Raw genomic sequence first — 16,020 nt, 5'->3', positions numbered from 1 at the left:
GTTGATAGGCCGGATCTGGAAGCACGGTAACGTGTGGAGGTGACCGGTACTAATAGGCCGAGGGCTTGTCCTCAGTTGCTCGCGTCCACTGTGTTGGTTCTGAAACCACGAACAGCCCCACGTTTCCCACAGAGGCGTGGTGCGGCTGGATAGTTTCATAGTGTTTCGGTGGTTATAGCGTGAGGGAAACGCCCGGTTACATTCCGAACCCGGAAGCTAAGCCTTACAGCGCCGATGGTACTGCAGGGGGGACCCTGTGGGAGAGTAGGACGCCGCCGAACAATCATTGTGGGAGACCCCGCACCGTATGGTGCGGGGTTTTCTGCGTTTACGGCCGTGTTCCTCGTTCACTACCGTGTTCGTCATGAGTGACGTGAACGAGTACGTGGTGCGGGCGGTACGTGGGGACGAGTGGGCCGCGGTGAAGGAACTGCGGTTGCTCGCCCTGCGCGACCCCGTCGCCCACCTCGCCTATCTGGACACCTACGAGGCCGCCGTCGCCCGGCCCGACTCCTTCTGGCGGGAACGGGCCGAAGGAGCCGACACCGTGCGGCAGTTCGTCGCCGAGACCGGGGCGGGCCGGTGGATCGGGACGCTCACCGTCCTCGTGGAGGAGGCGGGCGTCCCCGACTGGGCCGGTCACGTCGTCGAGCGGCGACAGGGACACGTCGTAGGCGTCTACGTACGGCCCGAAGGGCGTGGGGCCGGGGTCATACGGGCGCTGCTCGCGGCCGGGCAGGAGTGGGCCTGGGGGCTGGAGCCCGAGGTGGAGCGGGTGCGGCTCATCGTGCACGAGGAGAACCTGCGGGCACAGGCCGCCTACCGCAAGGCCGGCTACCGGCCCACCGGCGTCACCGTGAAGCTGGAGGGCCACGAAGGGGCGTACGAGCAGGAGTTCGTGATCCCGCGGCCCAGGTAGACGGTTCTGGCGGTCAGGCCGGGAGGTTGTGGTCGGGCCAGCGGGAGCGGGCCTGTTCGCGGGAGCGCAGGAGCGCCAGGGTGGGCAGGCCCCGGGCGGCGCCGTCGGACACCAGGTCCGGGAGCTGGGGCAGCGGGGCCACGGCCGCGACGTCGTCCAGGATCAGGGTGAGTGGTGGGTCGAGCCGACCGGAGGATGACCGTTCGGCCACGCCCCGGCCGCGCTCGACCACGCTGGAGACGAGGGCCGTGAGGAGCGGCATCGCGCCGGGCTCGGTCCTCGGGTCCTCGATGGATGCGCCGACCACATAGAGCGTTCCCCCCTCGTTCACAAAGGAATCCAAGGTGAGTGTGTCGGTTCGGTGCGGAGTGCACGCCTCGCGGATGTTCACCATGGAGAGCGCCGCCAGCGCACGCGTCGTCAGTTCCTGCGCGATGTCCCGGCGTTCGGGATGCGCCGTCAAGGCCGCTTCCAGTTCGCCCGCCGAGCCCGGCGCCGCCTTCGGATGCGTCCGCAGGACGCGGACGGCGTCCTGCACACCGGAACCCTGCGACCAGCGGTGCACGTGCCTGACGGTGCGTCCGTCGACGGCCGCGGCGTGCAGATAGCTGCGCAGCAGAGTCTCCGCCGTGTCGCCCACCGCTTGGTCGAGGCGAGCGGTCGGCCGGACAGGGGCGAGGAGCGCGGTCGCGCGGGCCGCCGCCGTCGGCCGGTCCTCGCACCCCGCGACCGGGGACCAGTGGAGACGCGCCGGGGTGTCGCACAGGTGGGTGGGATCGTAGAGCAGGACCGGGCCCAGCTTGGCGCGGGCGTCCTTGGTCGCCTGCCACAGGGCCGGGGCGGAGGTGACCACCAGCACGGCGCCCTCCGCGTCCTGGACGGCCTGGGTGGCGGCGGCGACACGGGTCGCGGGAGCGGCGTAGACCACCGTCGGGGGCGGGGTGGTGACGACCGTAGCCGCGGGCGTGAACGTGGGGGTGGGCTCCTGCGGTTCCAGCGGCTCGGCTTTGGTGAGAGCGGGAGTGGCGGGAGGCACGGCGGCGGGGGCCGGAAGAGGCTCCGGTGCCGGTGCTGGTGTCTCCGGGCGGGGGGCGAGGGCTTCCGTGCGCGGGGTGGGGACCTCGTGGGGGGTGGTGGGGGCCGTGGGGGCCTCGGAGGGCTGCTGGGTGCGCTGTGCGCGTCGTGCGGCGCGGACGCCGCGCCAGCGGGCCAGGGTGCCCATCACGAAGACCGTCAGGACGATCAGCACCATCAGCTGGCTGATGAGCAGGCCCCAGAAGAGCCCGTACCCGGAGAGGGCGCCGGGGTCCGTGTCCGGCCAGGCGCCCGGGATGTCGTGCGGTTGCGCCGCGAGGTGACGTATGGCCAGGGGCGTGGCGGAGAACGTCACGCCGGACGGCCAGGCGCCGTGGGCGAAGAGGGCCGCCAGGCCCGTCCCCGTCCACACCAGCACCGTCATGCCGAGCAGGAACGCGAGGAGCCCGACGATCAGGCCGTCGGGGACCCCTCCCGGCGCTCCCTGATTCCGGTGGCGGTCGTCACCCGGTCTCATGGCACCCCTCGCGTCTACGCCACCGTCGACTCGGACGAGCCGTCCAAGTCGGCCAGATGCTGTTCCATGTAGGCCGCCGCCCGCTGTTCCTGCTCCAGCTCGGCGGCGCGCAGGGCGTCGTCGGCGGCCAGATGGTCGGCGGACGACTCGGTCATCGCGCGGTCGGTGAAGACCAGCGGCCGTTCCGTCTCCGTGATCAGGTGCTTCACGACCTGGACGTTGCCGTTGACGTCCCAGACGGCGATGCCCGGCGTGAGGGAGGGGATGATCTCCACCGCCCAGCGGGGCAGGCCGAGGACCCGGCCGGTGGCCCGCGCCTCGTCGGCCTTCTGGGCGTAGATCGTCCTGGTCGAGGCCATCTTGAGGATGGCCGCGGCCTCCTTCGCCGCCGCCCCGTCGACGACGTCGGAGAGGTGGTGGACGACCGCGACGAACGACAGGCCCAGCCGGCGGCCGAACTTCAGCAGCCGCTGGAACAACTGCGCCACGAACGGGCTGTTGATGATGTGCCAGGCCTCCTCGACCAGGAAGATGCGCTTCTTCCGGTCGGGGCGGATCCAGGTGTGCTCCAGCCAGACACCGACGATCGCCATCAGGATCGGCATCGCGATGGAGTTGCGGTCGATGTGCGAGAGGTCGAAGACGATCAGCGGGGCGTCCAGGTCGATGCCGACCGTCGTCGGACCGTCGAACATGCCGCGCAGGTCACCGTCGACCAGCCGGTCCAGGACGAGCGCCACGTCCAGACCCCAGGCCCGTACGTCGTCGAGGGCGACGTTCATCGCCTCCGCCGACTCCGGCTCGGGGTGGCGGAGCCGCTCGACGATGTCGCTGAGCACCGGCTGGCGCTCCACGATCGTCTCGTTCACATAGGCGTGCGCGACCTTCAGGGCGAAGCCGGACCGCTCGTCCAGGCCGTGGCCCATCGCGACCTCGACGATGGTGCGCAGCAGCGCGAGCTGGCCCGTCGTCGTGATCGCCGGGTCGAGCGGGTTGAGGCGGATGCCGTGGTCCAGGGCGGCCGTCGGGTCCAGGCGGATGGGGGTTATGCCGAGCGCCTGCGCGATGAGGTTCCACTCGCCGACGCCGTCCTCGCCCTGCGCGTCCAGGACGACGACCTGCCGGTCGCGGAAGCGCAGCTGCCGCAGCACGTACGTCTTCTCCAGCGCCGACTTGCCGTTGCCGGACTCGCCGAGGACCAGCCAGTGCGGGGCCGGGAGCTGCTGGCCGTACAGCTGGAACGGGTCGTAGATGTAGCCCTTGCCGGAGTAGACCTCGCGGCCGATGATCACGCCCGAGTCGCCGAGGCCGGGGGCCGCGGTCGGGAGGTAGACGGCCTGGGCCTGGCCGGTGGAGGTGCGCACGGGCAGGCGGGTGGTCTCGACCTTGCCGAAGAGGAAGGACGTGAAGGCGTCGGTGAGGACGGACAGCGGGTCCCGCATGAGGTCCTACCTCCGGATGCCGGTGGCGAAGGGGAGTGTGTTGACGAAGGCGCGGTGGTGCTCGCGGTCGCACCATTCGAGCTTGAGGTACGACTTTCCGGCCGACGCCCTTATCGTGCGCTTGTCGCGGGCCAGGGCCTCCGGATTGCGGGACGAGACGGTGATGTAGCCGACCAGGTTCACTCCGGCGGCGCCGCTGGCGAGGTCCTCGCCGCGCTGGTCCAGGCGGGAGTGGGCGGCGACGTCCCGCGGGTCGACCGTACGGTTCATCTTCGCGGCGCGGCTCGCCTCGGCGTCGTCGTTGGTCTTCTCCGTCAGCATGCGCTCGATGGCGATCTCGGTCGGTTCGAGGTCCATCGTGACGGCGACGGTACGGATGACGTCCGGGGTGTGGACCAGCAGCGGCGCGAGGAAGTTCACGCCGACCGGGGTCATCGGCCACTCCTTGACCCAGGCGGTGGCATGGCACCAGGGGGCGCGGGTCGAGGACTCGCGGGTCTTCGCCTTGAGGAACGTCGGTTCCACGGCGTCGAGTTCGGCGGGCCAGGCGTTGCGGCGGGTCATCGCCTGGATGTGGTCGATGGGGTGGTCCGGGTCGTACATGGAGTGCACGAGGGAGGCGAGACGGCCCTGACCGAGAGGCTGGCGTACGCGGATGTCCGCCTCCTGGAGGCGGGAGCAGATGTCGGTCAGCTCGCGGGCCATGACGACGGCGAGGCCCGCGTCACGGTCGAGCTTGCGGCCGCTCTGCGGGCGGGCGGCACGCGCCATCGCGTGGGCCTCGGCGGCCAGTTCGCGCGAGTAGTGCATGCAGGCGACGAGATAGGCGCGGTGCTGCTCGCTGCTCGTGGACACCATCGACTGGAGCTGGTCGTAGGACGACTGGAGCCAGGGCAGGGACGTGGTGTCGCCGCGCTGGGCGACGTCCTTGGCGTGCGCGTCGGGGTCCGCGGGGAGGGTGCGGGCGAGCATCTGGATGCGGGTGACGAAGCCGTCGCCGTTCGCCACGTGCTTGAGGAGGGTGCCGAAGCGGTCGACGAGGGCCTCCTGGTCCTCGCTGTCGCGCAGGCCGACACCGGGGCCCTCGATCTCGATGGCGGCGGTGACGGTACGGCGGTCCGCGTGCAGCAGGACGGCGATCTCGTCCGGGCCGAACGGGGCGGCGAGCCAGCTGATGCGGCCGATGCCGGGCGGCGGGCCGACCTCGGTCTCCTGCCCGTCGAGGCGGGTGCCGGCCTCCATGGCGGAGGAACGGTAGGTCGTGCCGCGGCGCAGGGTGCGCTTGTAACTCCGGTTGATCTCGAACCACTTGTAGAACGTGCGGTGCTTGTACGGCAGGTACACCACGGCGATCGCCAGGATCGGGAACCCGGCGAGCAGCACGATGCGCAGCGCGAGGAGCGGGACGAGGAGGCCGCACATCATGCCGAGGAACGCGCCGACCACGATGAGCGCGATCTCGCCGGTCTCGCGGTTGCGGCCGACGATCGCGTTCGGCCGGGCGCGGCCGATCAGATATGTACGGCGGGGCGAGACCGCGTGGGACACGTGGGACTCGGTCGTCAACGCCCTTCACCTCCCGTGCGGTTGGTACTGCTGTTGCGGGTGTTGCCTGCGTGCGGGGTGTTGACCGGGCTGCCCGCGCGGGGCGGGGGTGCGGCGGAGGGGACAGATCCGCCGCCCCCGTTCGCGCCGCGCGAGCTGTGCGCGGCCATGCCGCCCGACGCCTGGTGGGCCGGGCGGGGGCTGCTGGACCCGCCGCCGTTGCTGTCGGCGCGGGTGCTGTGGGTCTTGATGCCCTGGGCGACGAGGGTCGCGGGGGAGCTGATGACGGCGGCGGCCTTGCCCTCGGCGCCCTGCATGATGCGGTTGTTGCGGGAGCCCGCGATCTCGTCGCCGAAGCCGGGGACGAAGCGGTAGATCATCGCGCTGGCGAAGATGGCGAGCAGGATGATGGAGAGGCCGGAGACGACGGCGCCGAAGGCGTCCGGGCCGTCGTCGGCGGAGAGCGCGCCGGCCAGGCCGAGGACGATCACGATGACCGGTTTGACCAGGATGACGGCGATCATGATGCCGGCCCAGCGGCGGACGTGGCTCCACAGGTTCTTGTCGACGAGACCGGCGTAGACGACGGTGCCGAGGAGGGCGCCGACGTACAGCAGGGCGGCGCGGATCACCAGCTCCAGCCAGAGGACGCCCGCGGCGAGGACGGAGACCAGGGAGACGACGATCAGCATGATCGGTCCGCCGCCGATGTCCTCGCCCTTGGCGAGGGCGGCGGAGAACGTGCCGAAGAAGGTGTCGGTCTGGTCGCCGGTGGTCTTGGCGAGGACGTCGGTGAGGCCGTCGGTGGCGGAGACGACGGTGTAGAGGATCAGGGGGGTGAAGGCCGAGGCCAGCACGGTGAGCCAGAGGAAGCCGACGGCCTCGCCGATCGCGGTGGCGATCGGCACGCCGCGGACGGCCCGCTTGGCGACGGCCAGCAGCCACAGCAGGAGGGTGAGGACGGTGGAGGCGGCGAAGACGACCGCGTACTGCTGGAGGAACCGGGAGTTCGTGAAGTCGACGTTCGCGGTGTCCTGCACGGCGTCGCTCAGCTTGTCCACGGTCCAGGCGGCGGCGTCGGCACAGCCTTTGGCCAGGGAGGAGAGGGGGTCGGCGGTGTCGCCCACTCCGGGGGTGCCGGCGCCGGACGGGTCACCGTCGCCGCAGAACTCCTTGGCGGGGCCGCGGATGAGGTCGCAGGTGCTGTCGCTCGGTGAGGGGGAGACCGAGGGCGAGCCGGTCGGGCTGGGGTCGGGGGTCGGGGTCGGCGCGGCGACGGCTCTGGTCGCCAGCAGCACCGCGGCCGTCTGAACGGCGGCCAGCGCCGCCGTCAGCTTCAGGGGGAGGTGCTTAGCGCGCATAGGTGAACCCTCCGAACTCCTCGACGGCCTTCGTCATGTCGTCGGCGGTGGAGGCCCGCTGGTCGCGTCCGACCGGGACCGGTCCGTCCTTCTGCTGGAAGTCGGAGATCTTCCAGTCGCCGCCGACCCACACCAGTTGGTAGGTCGTGGTGTACCAGCTCTCGGAGACGGGGTTGGTGGACGCCTCGCCGGAGAGCCCGAAGAGCGACGTGTACCAGACCTCGACCACGGCCGCGGTCGCGCTGTAGGAGGTGGCCTTGGTCCCGACGGGGACGGCCCGTGAGACGAAGGTCTGGCCGTTCGGGGCGGTCCCGTCCTTCTCCAGACCGATGTTGCCGAGGAACGCCTCGTCGGAGTAGGCGGCATCCAGGGCGGACCGGCGCGCAGCGGCGACGTCCGGTGCGTAGACGGCCTCGATGATCTGCCGCCGACGCGACGTGTCGAACATCTCCGCCGAGCTGAGGACCACGGCGAAGTTCGCGGCGGCGCTCTGCGCCCCCTGCTCCGTCCGTGCGTACCCCGTGGGGATTCCCGCGCTCTTGCCGTCCACCGGCTTGGTGCCTGTGGCGGCGGTGGTGGAGGTCTTGGGGCGGTTGCCGGTGCCGTCGGTGGCGGTGCCGGTGGGGGTGTCGTCGCCGCCCCGGTTCGCGAAGGCGATGGCCGCGATGAGGAGGACGACGACGCCGACCACCGTGACCAGGCTGCGGGAGGAGGAGCGGGCGGGGCGGCGGGCGCCGCCGTAGGGGTCGCCCTCGGGCAGGCGGACGCGGGTGCCCGTCGGCTCGCCGTAGTCGTGTTCGTCGCCGTGGCTCATGCCGCGCAGGCCCCCTCAGCGCCGTACCGGAACGCGTAGGAGTACGACGGTAGCCGTGCTGGTTCCCGCGCGGGCGCGGTGGGGTGACTCGACATCAGGGAGACGCAACCTCAGCCGGTGGGCACGACGGACGGGTGGGGTGGAGGGCGCCGGGCGTGCCCGGACGGAGGGGACGGCGGTGACGGGCGGGGCTGCGGGGAGCCGGGGGACGGCAGGGGTCGTCGTCCGCTGTGCGGCCGCGCGGCGCTGCGGCCGGGTGGCTATACGGCCATGCCGTACACGATCGTGAACAGGGTGCCGAGGGAGCCGATGATGAAGACGCCGGTGAGCCCGGCGATGATGAGGCCCTTGCCCTGTTCCGCGCTGAACGTGTCCCGCAGGGCGGTCGCGCCGATGCGCTGCTTGGCGGCGCCCCAGATCGCGATCCCGAGGCAGAGCAGGATGGCGACCGCCATCACCACCTCGATCATCACCTTCGCCTCGTTGCCCAGGCTGCCGAAGGGCCCCCAGTCCGGAGCGATCCCCCCGATGATGGTGTTGATGTCTCCCTCGTCGGCCGCAAAGAGCATGTAAGTCACCGCCCCTGGTGGGTAGTTCCGTGGCCCCTGCCGGGTGCGGGGGTCAGGTCTCATTCTCGCCGACGATGCCGCTGCCGTATGTCGACTTGGCGTCATTCATGGGCGGGAATTCGTATGAATGGTTCGAACTCGTCACTCTGTGTATCACGGCAGGTCACGCCGGGCAATGAGGTGGATGCGGAACCTGTCGTGTGGTTCCGTCGTTGACCCACTTCACGTCCCTGGGCCGTTTCTGACGGCCGGTCGGGTGAGTGCCGCTTCCGATGGTCTCACGGTCGGCGGTGAACGGGCCGTGTACGGGACGCCGTTGCCCTACGGGGCGTCGGGGGCCGCGGTGACCGTCGGTGACCTCGGGGCGCCGGGCCAGGTCCTCAGGGGTTCAGGTCGACGTCCTGGACGAAGTGGTCGAACTCGCCCGCCCGGACGCCGAGGGCGAACGCCTCCCACTTGCGGCGGTTGGTCGTGACGACGTTCTCGGGCGCGCTGGTCTCGCGGAGGTAGACGGGGGCCTCGCCGTCCTCCTCGCCCTCAGCCACGCCCTCATCCGCGCCGAAGGCGATCTCGATCCAGGGGCCGGGGCCGGTCGCCCCGGGCGGGGCGGCGCGTATCCAGGTGAGGTCCGCGGGGATGCCGGGGGACACTCCGGGGGACTGCCCGGGGGTCGGGTCTGCGGGGACGTCGCTCACGGGCGCTTCCTTCCGGGTGGGGCCGGGCCTGCACGGGGGACCCTAGTGGGATTCCGGGCCCGGCTCACCCCCCTCCCGGCGGGTGAGGGGAGCGCGACGGCCCGCGGCCGGGGCGCGTACGCCCCGGCCGCGGGCCGTGGAGACCGGCCGGACCGGGAGGGGTCAGGCGAGGCGGTGGACGTGACCGGTCGTCAGTTCGTAGCGGGAGCCGACGATCGTCAGGGCGCCCGTGCCGATCTTGGCGGCCAGGTCGGGTTCGGCGGCGAGGTGGGCGCGGACGGCGCGGACCTGGGCGTCGATGGTGGCGTCGACGCGGGCGTCGCCCTGGCGGGTGCGGTCGATGACCGGGCTGATGCGGTCGGCGAGGTACTGGATGTGCGCCGGGAGCCGCTCGCCGGACAGGTCGGCCTCGACGGCCGCGCGGACCGCGCCGCAGGACTGGTGGCCGAGGACGACGACCAGCGGGATGCCGAGTTCGAGGACGCCGTAGGCGACGCTGCCGAGGACGGCCTCGTCGAGGACCTCGCCGGCCGTGCGGACGGTCAGCAGGTCGCCGAGACCCTGGTCGAAGACCAGCTCCGGCGGGACGCGGGAGTCGACGCAGCCGAGGACGAGGGCGAAGGGGTGCTGACCGGACGTCAGGCTCTCGCGGACCGCGGGCGTCTCGTCCGGGTGGCGCTCGCGGAAGGTCCGCCAGCGCCGGTTGCCCGCTTCCAGCTCGCGCAGCGCCTGCGTGGCGGTGGCCGGGCGGGTGCGGGCGGGGCGCGGCGTGCCGCCGGGGGCGGGGGCGGGGGCGGCCGAGGCGGGGCTCGTGGCGAGGGCCGCGGCCGCGCCGCTGAGGGCGACGGCTCCGGCGAGGCCGCCGCGCAGCAGGGAGCGGCGGGCGGGCGCGGGCCGGCCGGGTATGAGGGGGGTGTCGTCGTTCACGGCGCCGAACGTATGCCCGAGTGACGGGAGGGGCGCGGCGGTTACCGAATCATGGGAGGGGATGGGGGTTCACGGAGGGAACCATGGGGTCCTCTTGACGTGCGGCAGGGCTGGAGTTGACCTCGCGGGGTGGGCGGTGAGGTAGGGGCGGCTCGGCGGGGCCGGGGCGGCACGGTGCGGGCGGCCCACCGGGAACGTGCCGGTTGCGGCCGGATCGGGGAGGGAAGCTCATACACTGGCGCGGGCGGAATCCCGGCGGGCGAGGGGAGGTTGACGGTGCGTAGGCCATGGATCGTGGCGGGTGCCGTGGCGGCGGCGGGGCTCAGCTTCGTGATGCTGCTCGTCGTCGGGGTGTACGTCATCGCCGGGAACGTCACCGGTGCCGCGGGCGGCGGCGTCGGACTGGCCAAGGGCGCCGTCCCGGCCGCCTACCGCACCCTCGTCGAGAAGTGGGGCACCCTCTGCCCCGCCATCAACCCGGCGCTGCTCGCCGCCCAGCTGTACCAGGAGAGCGGGTTCAACCCGAGGGCGCAGAGCCCCGCGGCGGCGCAGGGGATAGCGCAGTTCATCCCCGGCACCTGGGCCGCGCACGGCATCGACGGCGACGGCGACGGCGACCGCGACGTCTGGGACCCGAATGACGCGATTCCGTCGGCCGCGAAGTACGACTGCTCGCTCGCCAAGTACGTCAAGGACGTCCCCGGCGACGCCACGCACAACATGCTCGCGTCCTACAACGCGGGCGCGTACGCGGTCATCAAGTACGGCGGCGTCCCCCCGTACCGGGAGACCCAGAACTACGTCAAGACGATCACCACGCTCGCCAAGAGCTTCGCCGCGCCGGTCTCCCGCGTCGAGCCGTCCGAACAGGCCGCCGGGGCCATCTACTTCGCCCAGAAGCAGCTCGGCAAGCTCTATCTCTGGGGCGGCAACGGCACCCCTGACCAGGGCGGACGCTTCGACTGCTCGGGTCTGACGAAGGCCGCGTACGAGAGTGTCGGCATCACCCTGCCCCGCGTCGCCAACGACCAGTACAACGCCGGTCCGCACCCCTCGCGGGCCGAACTGCGGCCGGGGGACCTGGTGTTCTTCTCCGACGACCTGACCAACTCGCGGGCCATCCGGCACGTGGGCATCTACGTCGGCGGCGGCTACATGATCGACGCGCCCCGCACGGGCGCCGTCATCCGCTTCGACCCCATCGACACCCCCGACTACTTCGGCGCCACCCGCGTGACCCAGGATGGCGCGAAAGCGCTCCCCACCCGTGTCTGAACCGGACGGTAACCAACGCCCTGAGCTGCGGAGATGGGTCTCTCTTCGATAACGTCTGCGTGATCATTCAGTGGAGAGCGGAACGCTGGGGAAGGCGTCATGCGTTCCTGTTCACGTAGCCGAGCAATGCCTGTGTACGGAAGTGACGGACCGGCGGACGCGGATCTACGCACCACGGGGGTGGGTACGAGCGGCGTGCGTGAGACGCGCCGGGCAGCACACGACGAAGGGCCGTAGCACCATGGCTGGACTCGCCGCATCCGGGTCGAACCCCGACGTCGGCCTGCTCTACGACATCAACGGTCTGGCCAAGGACGCTCCGCACTGGCTGGACCGGATCGTGGGGTTCGTCGGCGAGTTCGGGCTGCTCGCGGCGATGGGACTGCTGCTGCTGTGGTGCTGGTGGGGGGTGCGCCGCCGGGCCGGTTCGGGCGAGGAGGCCGCCTCCGCCGTCGCCGCGCTGGTGTGGGCGCCGCTGGCCGCCGCCGTCGCCGTCCTGGTGAATGTGCCGATACGCGGTTTCGTGGAACGGCCCCGGCCCTTCCTCGACCACGACGGTCTGGAGGTGCTGGTCTCCGGCAAGACCGACTTCTCCTTCGTCAGCGACCACGCCACGCTCACCATGGCGATGGGCGTCGCGCTCTTCGTCGCCAACCGCAGGTTCGGGCTCGTCGGCATCGGCCTCGGCCTGCTGGAGGGCTTCTGCCGGGTCTACATGGGCGTCCACTACCCGACCGACGTCGTCGGCGGCTTCGCGCTCGGTACGGCCGTGGCGCTGCTGCTCTCGCCGATCGCGTCGATGCTGCTCACCCCGCTGGTCGCCGCCGTCGAGCGTTCGCCCCGGGTGGGCGGGCTGGTGCGCGGCCGGGCCGCCCGCACGGCGGCCCACGACGCCGTCCTCCCTGGGGCCCGCACCGAGGCGCCCAGCGAGGAACGCGACCTCGCCGCCTGACGCCGGCACGGAGGCCGTCCCGCGTCAGAGTCCCTGCGGGTAGGTGAAGAAGCCCGCCGGGTCGTACTGCTTTTTCAGCTGGGTCAGCCGCGGCAGGGCCGCCCCGTAGTACGCCTTCCGCCAGTCCGTCAGGGTCGGGTCGGCGTAGTTCTGGTAGGCGGCCCCCGAGGCGTACGGGGTCATCGCGCGGTGGGCCGAGGACAGCCAGGAGCGGGCCGCGCTCCCGCTGGTGCCCGCCCGCCAGGACACCAGGTACTGGGCCAGCATCCGTGAGCGGCGGTGGACGAACGCCGTCGCCGTCGGCGAGACCCGGTTGACGGCGCCGCCGAGCGCGGTGAGCGCGATGCTGCCCGACCCGCCGCGCACCGTCCCCAGCTGCTTCAGCAGCGCCTGGACGCCCGCCGCCGACAGCGAGCGGTCGAAGAAGTCCGAGCCCGCCGCGTACGTCTCCCGGCCGAGGCGGCCCTGCGGGGAGCGGCCCGGCGTCGAACCGGGCAGGTGGCACTGGGCGTCGGTGGCGAAGGACGAGCAGCCCGCGTACACCTCCATGGCCTCCTCGTAGGAGCGGCGGCGCAGGGAGACCGAGGTGGCCGGGGCGCCCACCCGGTCGGCGAGCCGGTCCACCGCGTTCTGGAGGCCGCCGTAGGTGCCGATGCTGAACGCCGAGACGGAGACGCGGGGGGTGCCGTCGGGGGTGGCGGCGAGGTGGAGCGCGGACCAGATCTCGTCCGGCTGGGACGGGCCCCACTCCTGCCAGGCCTTCACCACGGCCGCGGCCCGCGACCACGGCCAGGACAGGTAGCCGGTCACCGCCTGCGGGGCGGCGTGGGTGCGGAAGCGGAGTTCGGTGACGACGCCGAAGGTGCCGTTGCCCGCGCCGCGCAGGGCCCAGAACAGGTCGGGGTGGTGGGTGGCGTCCACGGCGAGCTGTTTGCCGTCGGCGGTGACGACCATCGCGCCGGTGAGGCTGTCGCAGGTCAGCCCGTACGCCCGCGAGACCACGCCGTGGCCGCCGCCGAGGACCAGGCCGGAGACGCCCACCGTGGGGCAGGAGCCCGCCGGGATCGTGACGCCCTTCGCGGCGAGCGCGCGGTAGACGTCGATCAGCTTGGCGCCCGCGCCGACCACCGCCGAGGAGCCGCTCGCGCGGACCCGGTTCATCGGCGACACGTCGAGGATCAGGCGGCCGTCGCCCGAGGACCAGCCGCCGTAGGAGTGGCCGCCGTTGCGGATGGCGACCTTCGTGCGGTGTGCGCGGGCGTACGCCAGGACGGTGCGGACGTCGTCGGGATGCGCGGCGTAGGCGACCGCGGCGGGCTTGAGGCCGTCGAAACGGGTGTTGTAGAGCCGGCGGGCGTCGGTCCAGGAGGCGTCGCCGGGGCGGACCAGCGGGCCGTCCAGGTCGCGGGCGAGCGCCGCCCAGTCCGCGGCGGCCGCCGCGCTCGTGGTCCGCATCGGCGGGCGGGTGTCGCCGCCCGCCGCGTCGCCGCCGCTGTCGCCGTCCGCGCCGACGCCGGCGCGGCAGCCGGCGGCGACCGCCGCCACGGCGGCCGTGCCGCCCGCGATGAAGGTACGCCGTTGCATGTCGTCGTCCGTCCCCGTCCCCGTGTCCGGACCGCCGTGGCCCGGACCGCTGTGGTCCGTCGTCTCCGTGTCGTCTGCCCGCTCCATGGAGCGAGACGGCACCACGGCCTCCGGGGTTCCGGCAAGGGGCGGGACGGATCGGGCGTACGGAATCAGGCGGTACGGAATCGGGCCGTACGGATCGGGCGGCTCAGGCGGAGCGGTGGTTCTCGGCGTCGGTGCGGGCCAGGCTGCGCGCTCTGCGGGCGGGGCCGCGCCACCCGCAGGTGCAGCGGGCCACGCAGAAGGGACCGTGTTCGACGGTCGACGTGGTGTGGGGGTCTCCGGCGGCGGGGGGAGGGGCCGAACGGTCCTGCTGGGTCACGCCCACCACGGTACCGAGCCCGGAGGGAAGAAGCGTCCGCCGGGGGCGACCCGTGTTCCGCGCGTGACGGGTCGCGCCCGGCCGTCGTTAGGGGAGGCGACGGACAGCCCGAGACGGACGGCCGGCCTGGAGGTGGACACCGGTGGTGGAGCAGCGGCAGCGACGGTGGGGGACGGCGGTCGTCGCGGGGCTGGTGGCCGGGGTGTGCGCGGGCGCGGGCGGCTGCGCGGGCAGCGGGGCCGCCGCCGAGGACGCGCACGCCGCCGACCCGGTGGAGACGCTGCGCGGCGCCGCCGACGTGCTGGTCGCGGCGGGCACCTCGAAGGCGCGGACGTCGATGGAGATGGCCACCGGCGGCACCCGGGTCACCATCCGCGGCGAGGGCGTCTACGACTACCGGCGGCAGCTCGGGCGCCTCGAGGTGGTGCTCCCGCAGGCCCCGGCGGGGACCAGCGAGCACCGGCCGATCACCGAACTCCTCGCGCCGGGCGCGCTGTTCATGAAGAACCGCGGCGCCGGGGTGCCCGCCGACAAGTGGGTGCGGGTGGACACCGCCACCCTGTCCGACGGGAACCTGGTGACCGGCGGCGCCACCGACCCGTTCGCCGCCGCCGAGGTGCTCCGCGGGACGCGCACGGCGCGGTACGTGGGCCGGGTGGAGCTGGCGGGGACCACGGTGCGGCACTACCGGGGGACGGCCGACCTCGCGGTCGCCGCTCGGGGGGCCTCGGAAGCGGGGCGGGGGCCGCTGGGCGCGGCGGCGAAGGGCTTCGCCACGGCGCGGGTCCCCTTCGACGTCTACCTCGACGACGCGGGGCGCGTCCGCAAGGTCCGGCACCGGTTCAGCTTCGTCAACGGGCGGCAGGAGAAGGCCGTCGCGGTGGCCTCGGAGACGCTGCTGTTCGACTTCGGCACCCCCGTCGCCGTACGGCTGCCGGAGGCCGCGGACATCTACGCCGGGCGGATCGCGGAGGGCTGACCCGACCCGGCGGGAGGGTGACGTCCGCCACGTCGGGCCGGGCGGGCCGAGCGGGCCCGGCGGACGGCGTGGCTGGTGGGGCGGGGGAACGCGTGAGGAATGGGCGGGTTTCGGCCATCGGCGCGCCGGGAGGACTAGCCCGTCCGTGCCATGCGCTGTGTGTAGCCGCTCCCTACTCTAGGAAGTCGGTGACGGCAGGAACGAGGTGATGCGCGTGGCTCCGGTCGGCGGTACGGCGGTTCAGGACCACGTGGCCCTCGCCGAGATCGAGTTGTGCGGGGAGCTGATCATCGCGGCCTCGGCGGCCGAGGACCGGCTCAGCCTGGAGAGCATCGACGCCGTGCTGCGGGTCGGCGAGGAGTGCGACACCGGGCCGCGCTGAGGTCCGGGCCTCCGCGGCGGGCCCGCGCGCGGGCCGCGGTCAGGTGCGCAGCAGACGGCCGATGGCCTTCGTGGCCTCCGCCACCTTCGCGTCGATCTCGTCGCCGCCCTTGACGGCCGCGTCCGCGACGCAGTGCCGCAGGTGCTCCTCCAGCAGTTGCAGCGCGAACGACTGGAGCGCCTTGGTGGAGGCGGAGACCTGGGTGAGTATGTCGATGCAGTAGACGTCCTCGTCGACCATGCGCTGGAGGCCGCGGATCTGGCCCTCGATGCGGCGCAGGCGTTTGAGGTGCTCGTCCTTGCGGTGGTGGTAGCCGTGGATGCCGCGGTCGTGGTCGGTCACGATCTCCCCGGCGGCCCCGCCCGCCCCGGCCTGCTCGGGCGTCCCGGCCTCGGTGCCGGTCGCGTCCCCGGTGGTCGTCCCGGCCTCGGTGGTCGTCATCGTGCCCTCCAGACATATACCCCTACTGGGTATATCGTACCGAACTTCGCTGGGTATGGAGCCTGTGGCGGCCGCCGTGCGACGCCTGTGGTCCAGACCGTCCGTCGGCCCCGCCGCGGGTCGTCTGGCCCGATGGGTGACACTGGTGGGCGGCCCATTAGCCGTGGCCGGATGATGCGCCTAGCATCAGCCTGACCGAAACCGATGCATCTTGAGGAC

General features: G+C 72.5%; 16 protein-coding genes and 2 rRNA genes. 7 read left to right on the top strand and 11 right to left on the bottom strand.

From position 1 onward, the window contains the following. The 3 genes from ACIQPQ_RS14635 to ACIQPQ_RS14625 all read left to right on the top strand — a co-directional run. Positions 1-73 (top strand): 23S ribosomal RNA (locus ACIQPQ_RS14635); the annotation flags it as partial. A gap of 91 nt (positions 74-164) precedes the next feature. Beyond that, positions 165-281, top strand: a 5S ribosomal RNA gene (rrf, locus tag ACIQPQ_RS14630). Positions 282-364: 83 nt separating this feature from the next. Beyond that, positions 365-919: a GNAT family N-acetyltransferase gene (locus ACIQPQ_RS14625; RefSeq protein WP_401303542.1), complete on the top strand. Its 555-nt coding sequence runs from the start codon at positions 365-367 to the stop codon at positions 917-919. Positions 920-932: 13 nt separating this feature from the next. Here ACIQPQ_RS14625 and ACIQPQ_RS14620 read toward each other — a convergent pair whose 3' ends face one another. From ACIQPQ_RS14620 to ACIQPQ_RS14585, 8 genes are all read right to left on the bottom strand, one after another. Then, positions 933-2,471 (bottom strand): type VI secretion protein, encoded by a 1,539-nt coding sequence (locus ACIQPQ_RS14620; RefSeq protein WP_401303540.1) that lies wholly within the window; start codon positions 2,469-2,471, stop codon positions 933-935. Between the two features lie 14 nt (positions 2,472-2,485). Continuing rightward, the gene (locus tag ACIQPQ_RS14615; protein ID WP_383782343.1) at positions 2,486-3,913 is read right to left on the bottom strand and encodes an ATP-binding protein; all 1,428 of its coding nucleotides are present in this window, start codon (positions 3,911-3,913) and stop codon (positions 2,486-2,488) included. Between the two features lie 6 nt (positions 3,914-3,919). Next, complete coding sequence (locus tag ACIQPQ_RS14610; RefSeq protein ID WP_383782345.1) at positions 3,920-5,479, bottom strand: SCO6880 family protein; 1,560 nt, start codon at positions 5,477-5,479, stop codon at positions 3,920-3,922. Further along, on the bottom strand, positions 5,476-6,819 hold the full coding sequence (locus ACIQPQ_RS14605) for a hypothetical protein (protein ID WP_401303538.1): 1,344 nt from the start codon (positions 6,817-6,819) through the stop codon (positions 5,476-5,478). The genes ACIQPQ_RS14610 and ACIQPQ_RS14605 overlap by 4 nt, the downstream gene beginning before the upstream one ends. After that, positions 6,809-7,633, bottom strand: coding sequence for a hypothetical protein (locus ACIQPQ_RS14600; RefSeq protein WP_401303536.1), 825 nt, complete (start codon positions 7,631-7,633; stop codon positions 6,809-6,811). The genes ACIQPQ_RS14605 and ACIQPQ_RS14600 overlap by 11 nt, the downstream gene beginning before the upstream one ends. Before the next feature lie 260 nt (positions 7,634-7,893). Further along, positions 7,894-8,202: a hypothetical protein gene (locus ACIQPQ_RS14595; RefSeq protein ID WP_019526682.1), complete on the bottom strand. Its 309-nt coding sequence runs from the start codon at positions 8,200-8,202 to the stop codon at positions 7,894-7,896. A gap of 380 nt (positions 8,203-8,582) precedes the next feature. After that, on the bottom strand, positions 8,583-8,897 hold the full coding sequence (locus tag ACIQPQ_RS14590; RefSeq protein WP_401303534.1) for a DUF397 domain-containing protein: 315 nt from the start codon (positions 8,895-8,897) through the stop codon (positions 8,583-8,585). A gap of 162 nt (positions 8,898-9,059) precedes the next feature. Continuing rightward, positions 9,060-9,824 (bottom strand): carbonic anhydrase, encoded by a 765-nt coding sequence (locus tag ACIQPQ_RS14585; protein WP_401303533.1) that lies wholly within the window; start codon positions 9,822-9,824, stop codon positions 9,060-9,062. A 270-nt stretch (positions 9,825-10,094) separates the two neighbouring features. On the opposite strand from ACIQPQ_RS14585, the gene ACIQPQ_RS14580 reads away from it, so the two are divergent. Both ACIQPQ_RS14580 and ACIQPQ_RS14575 read left to right on the top strand, forming a co-directional pair. Then, positions 10,095-11,099, top strand: coding sequence for an NlpC/P60 family protein (locus tag ACIQPQ_RS14580; protein ID WP_383768835.1), 1,005 nt, complete (start codon positions 10,095-10,097; stop codon positions 11,097-11,099). Positions 11,100-11,340: 241 nt separating this feature from the next. After that, positions 11,341-12,051 (top strand): phosphatase PAP2 family protein, encoded by a 711-nt coding sequence (locus ACIQPQ_RS14575; RefSeq protein ID WP_401303531.1) that lies wholly within the window; start codon positions 11,341-11,343, stop codon positions 12,049-12,051. Positions 12,052-12,075: 24 nt separating this feature from the next. On the opposite strand, the gene ACIQPQ_RS14570 is transcribed toward ACIQPQ_RS14575, so the two are convergent. Together ACIQPQ_RS14570 and ACIQPQ_RS14565 are read right to left on the bottom strand one after the other, a co-directional pair. Then, on the bottom strand, positions 12,076-13,635 hold the full coding sequence (locus ACIQPQ_RS14570; RefSeq protein ID WP_401303529.1) for an FAD-binding oxidoreductase: 1,560 nt from the start codon (positions 13,633-13,635) through the stop codon (positions 12,076-12,078). A gap of 190 nt (positions 13,636-13,825) precedes the next feature. Next, on the bottom strand, positions 13,826-13,999 hold the full coding sequence (locus tag ACIQPQ_RS14565; RefSeq protein ID WP_383768844.1) for a hypothetical protein: 174 nt from the start codon (positions 13,997-13,999) through the stop codon (positions 13,826-13,828). Between the two features lie 142 nt (positions 14,000-14,141). On the opposite strand from ACIQPQ_RS14565, the gene ACIQPQ_RS14560 reads away from it, so the two are divergent. Together ACIQPQ_RS14560 and ACIQPQ_RS14555 are read left to right on the top strand one after the other, a co-directional pair. Continuing rightward, positions 14,142-14,978 carry a hypothetical protein gene (locus tag ACIQPQ_RS14560; RefSeq protein WP_401303527.1) on the top strand — a complete coding sequence of 279 codons (837 nt, stop codon included), beginning with the start codon at positions 14,142-14,144 and terminating at the stop codon, positions 14,976-14,978. A gap of 208 nt (positions 14,979-15,186) precedes the next feature. Continuing rightward, entirely contained in the window at positions 15,187-15,360 is a 174-nt protein-coding gene (locus tag ACIQPQ_RS14555) for a hypothetical protein (protein ID WP_401303525.1), read from the top strand. A gap of 39 nt (positions 15,361-15,399) precedes the next feature. On the opposite strand, the gene ACIQPQ_RS14550 is transcribed toward ACIQPQ_RS14555, so the two are convergent. Then, on the bottom strand, positions 15,400-15,801 hold the full coding sequence (locus ACIQPQ_RS14550) for a metal-sensitive transcriptional regulator (protein ID WP_383768853.1): 402 nt from the start codon (positions 15,799-15,801) through the stop codon (positions 15,400-15,402). Between the last annotated feature and the right edge of the window lie 219 nt (positions 15,802-16,020).

Origin of the sequence: Streptomyces sp. NPDC091281, assembly GCF_044757425.1 — a bacterium.
In the GTDB taxonomy this organism is placed as follows: domain Bacteria; phylum Actinomycetota; class Actinomycetes; order Streptomycetales; family Streptomycetaceae; genus Streptomyces.
Note: the sequence above shows the minus strand (reverse complement) of the source record. Positions and strands in the feature narration are given on the sequence as shown.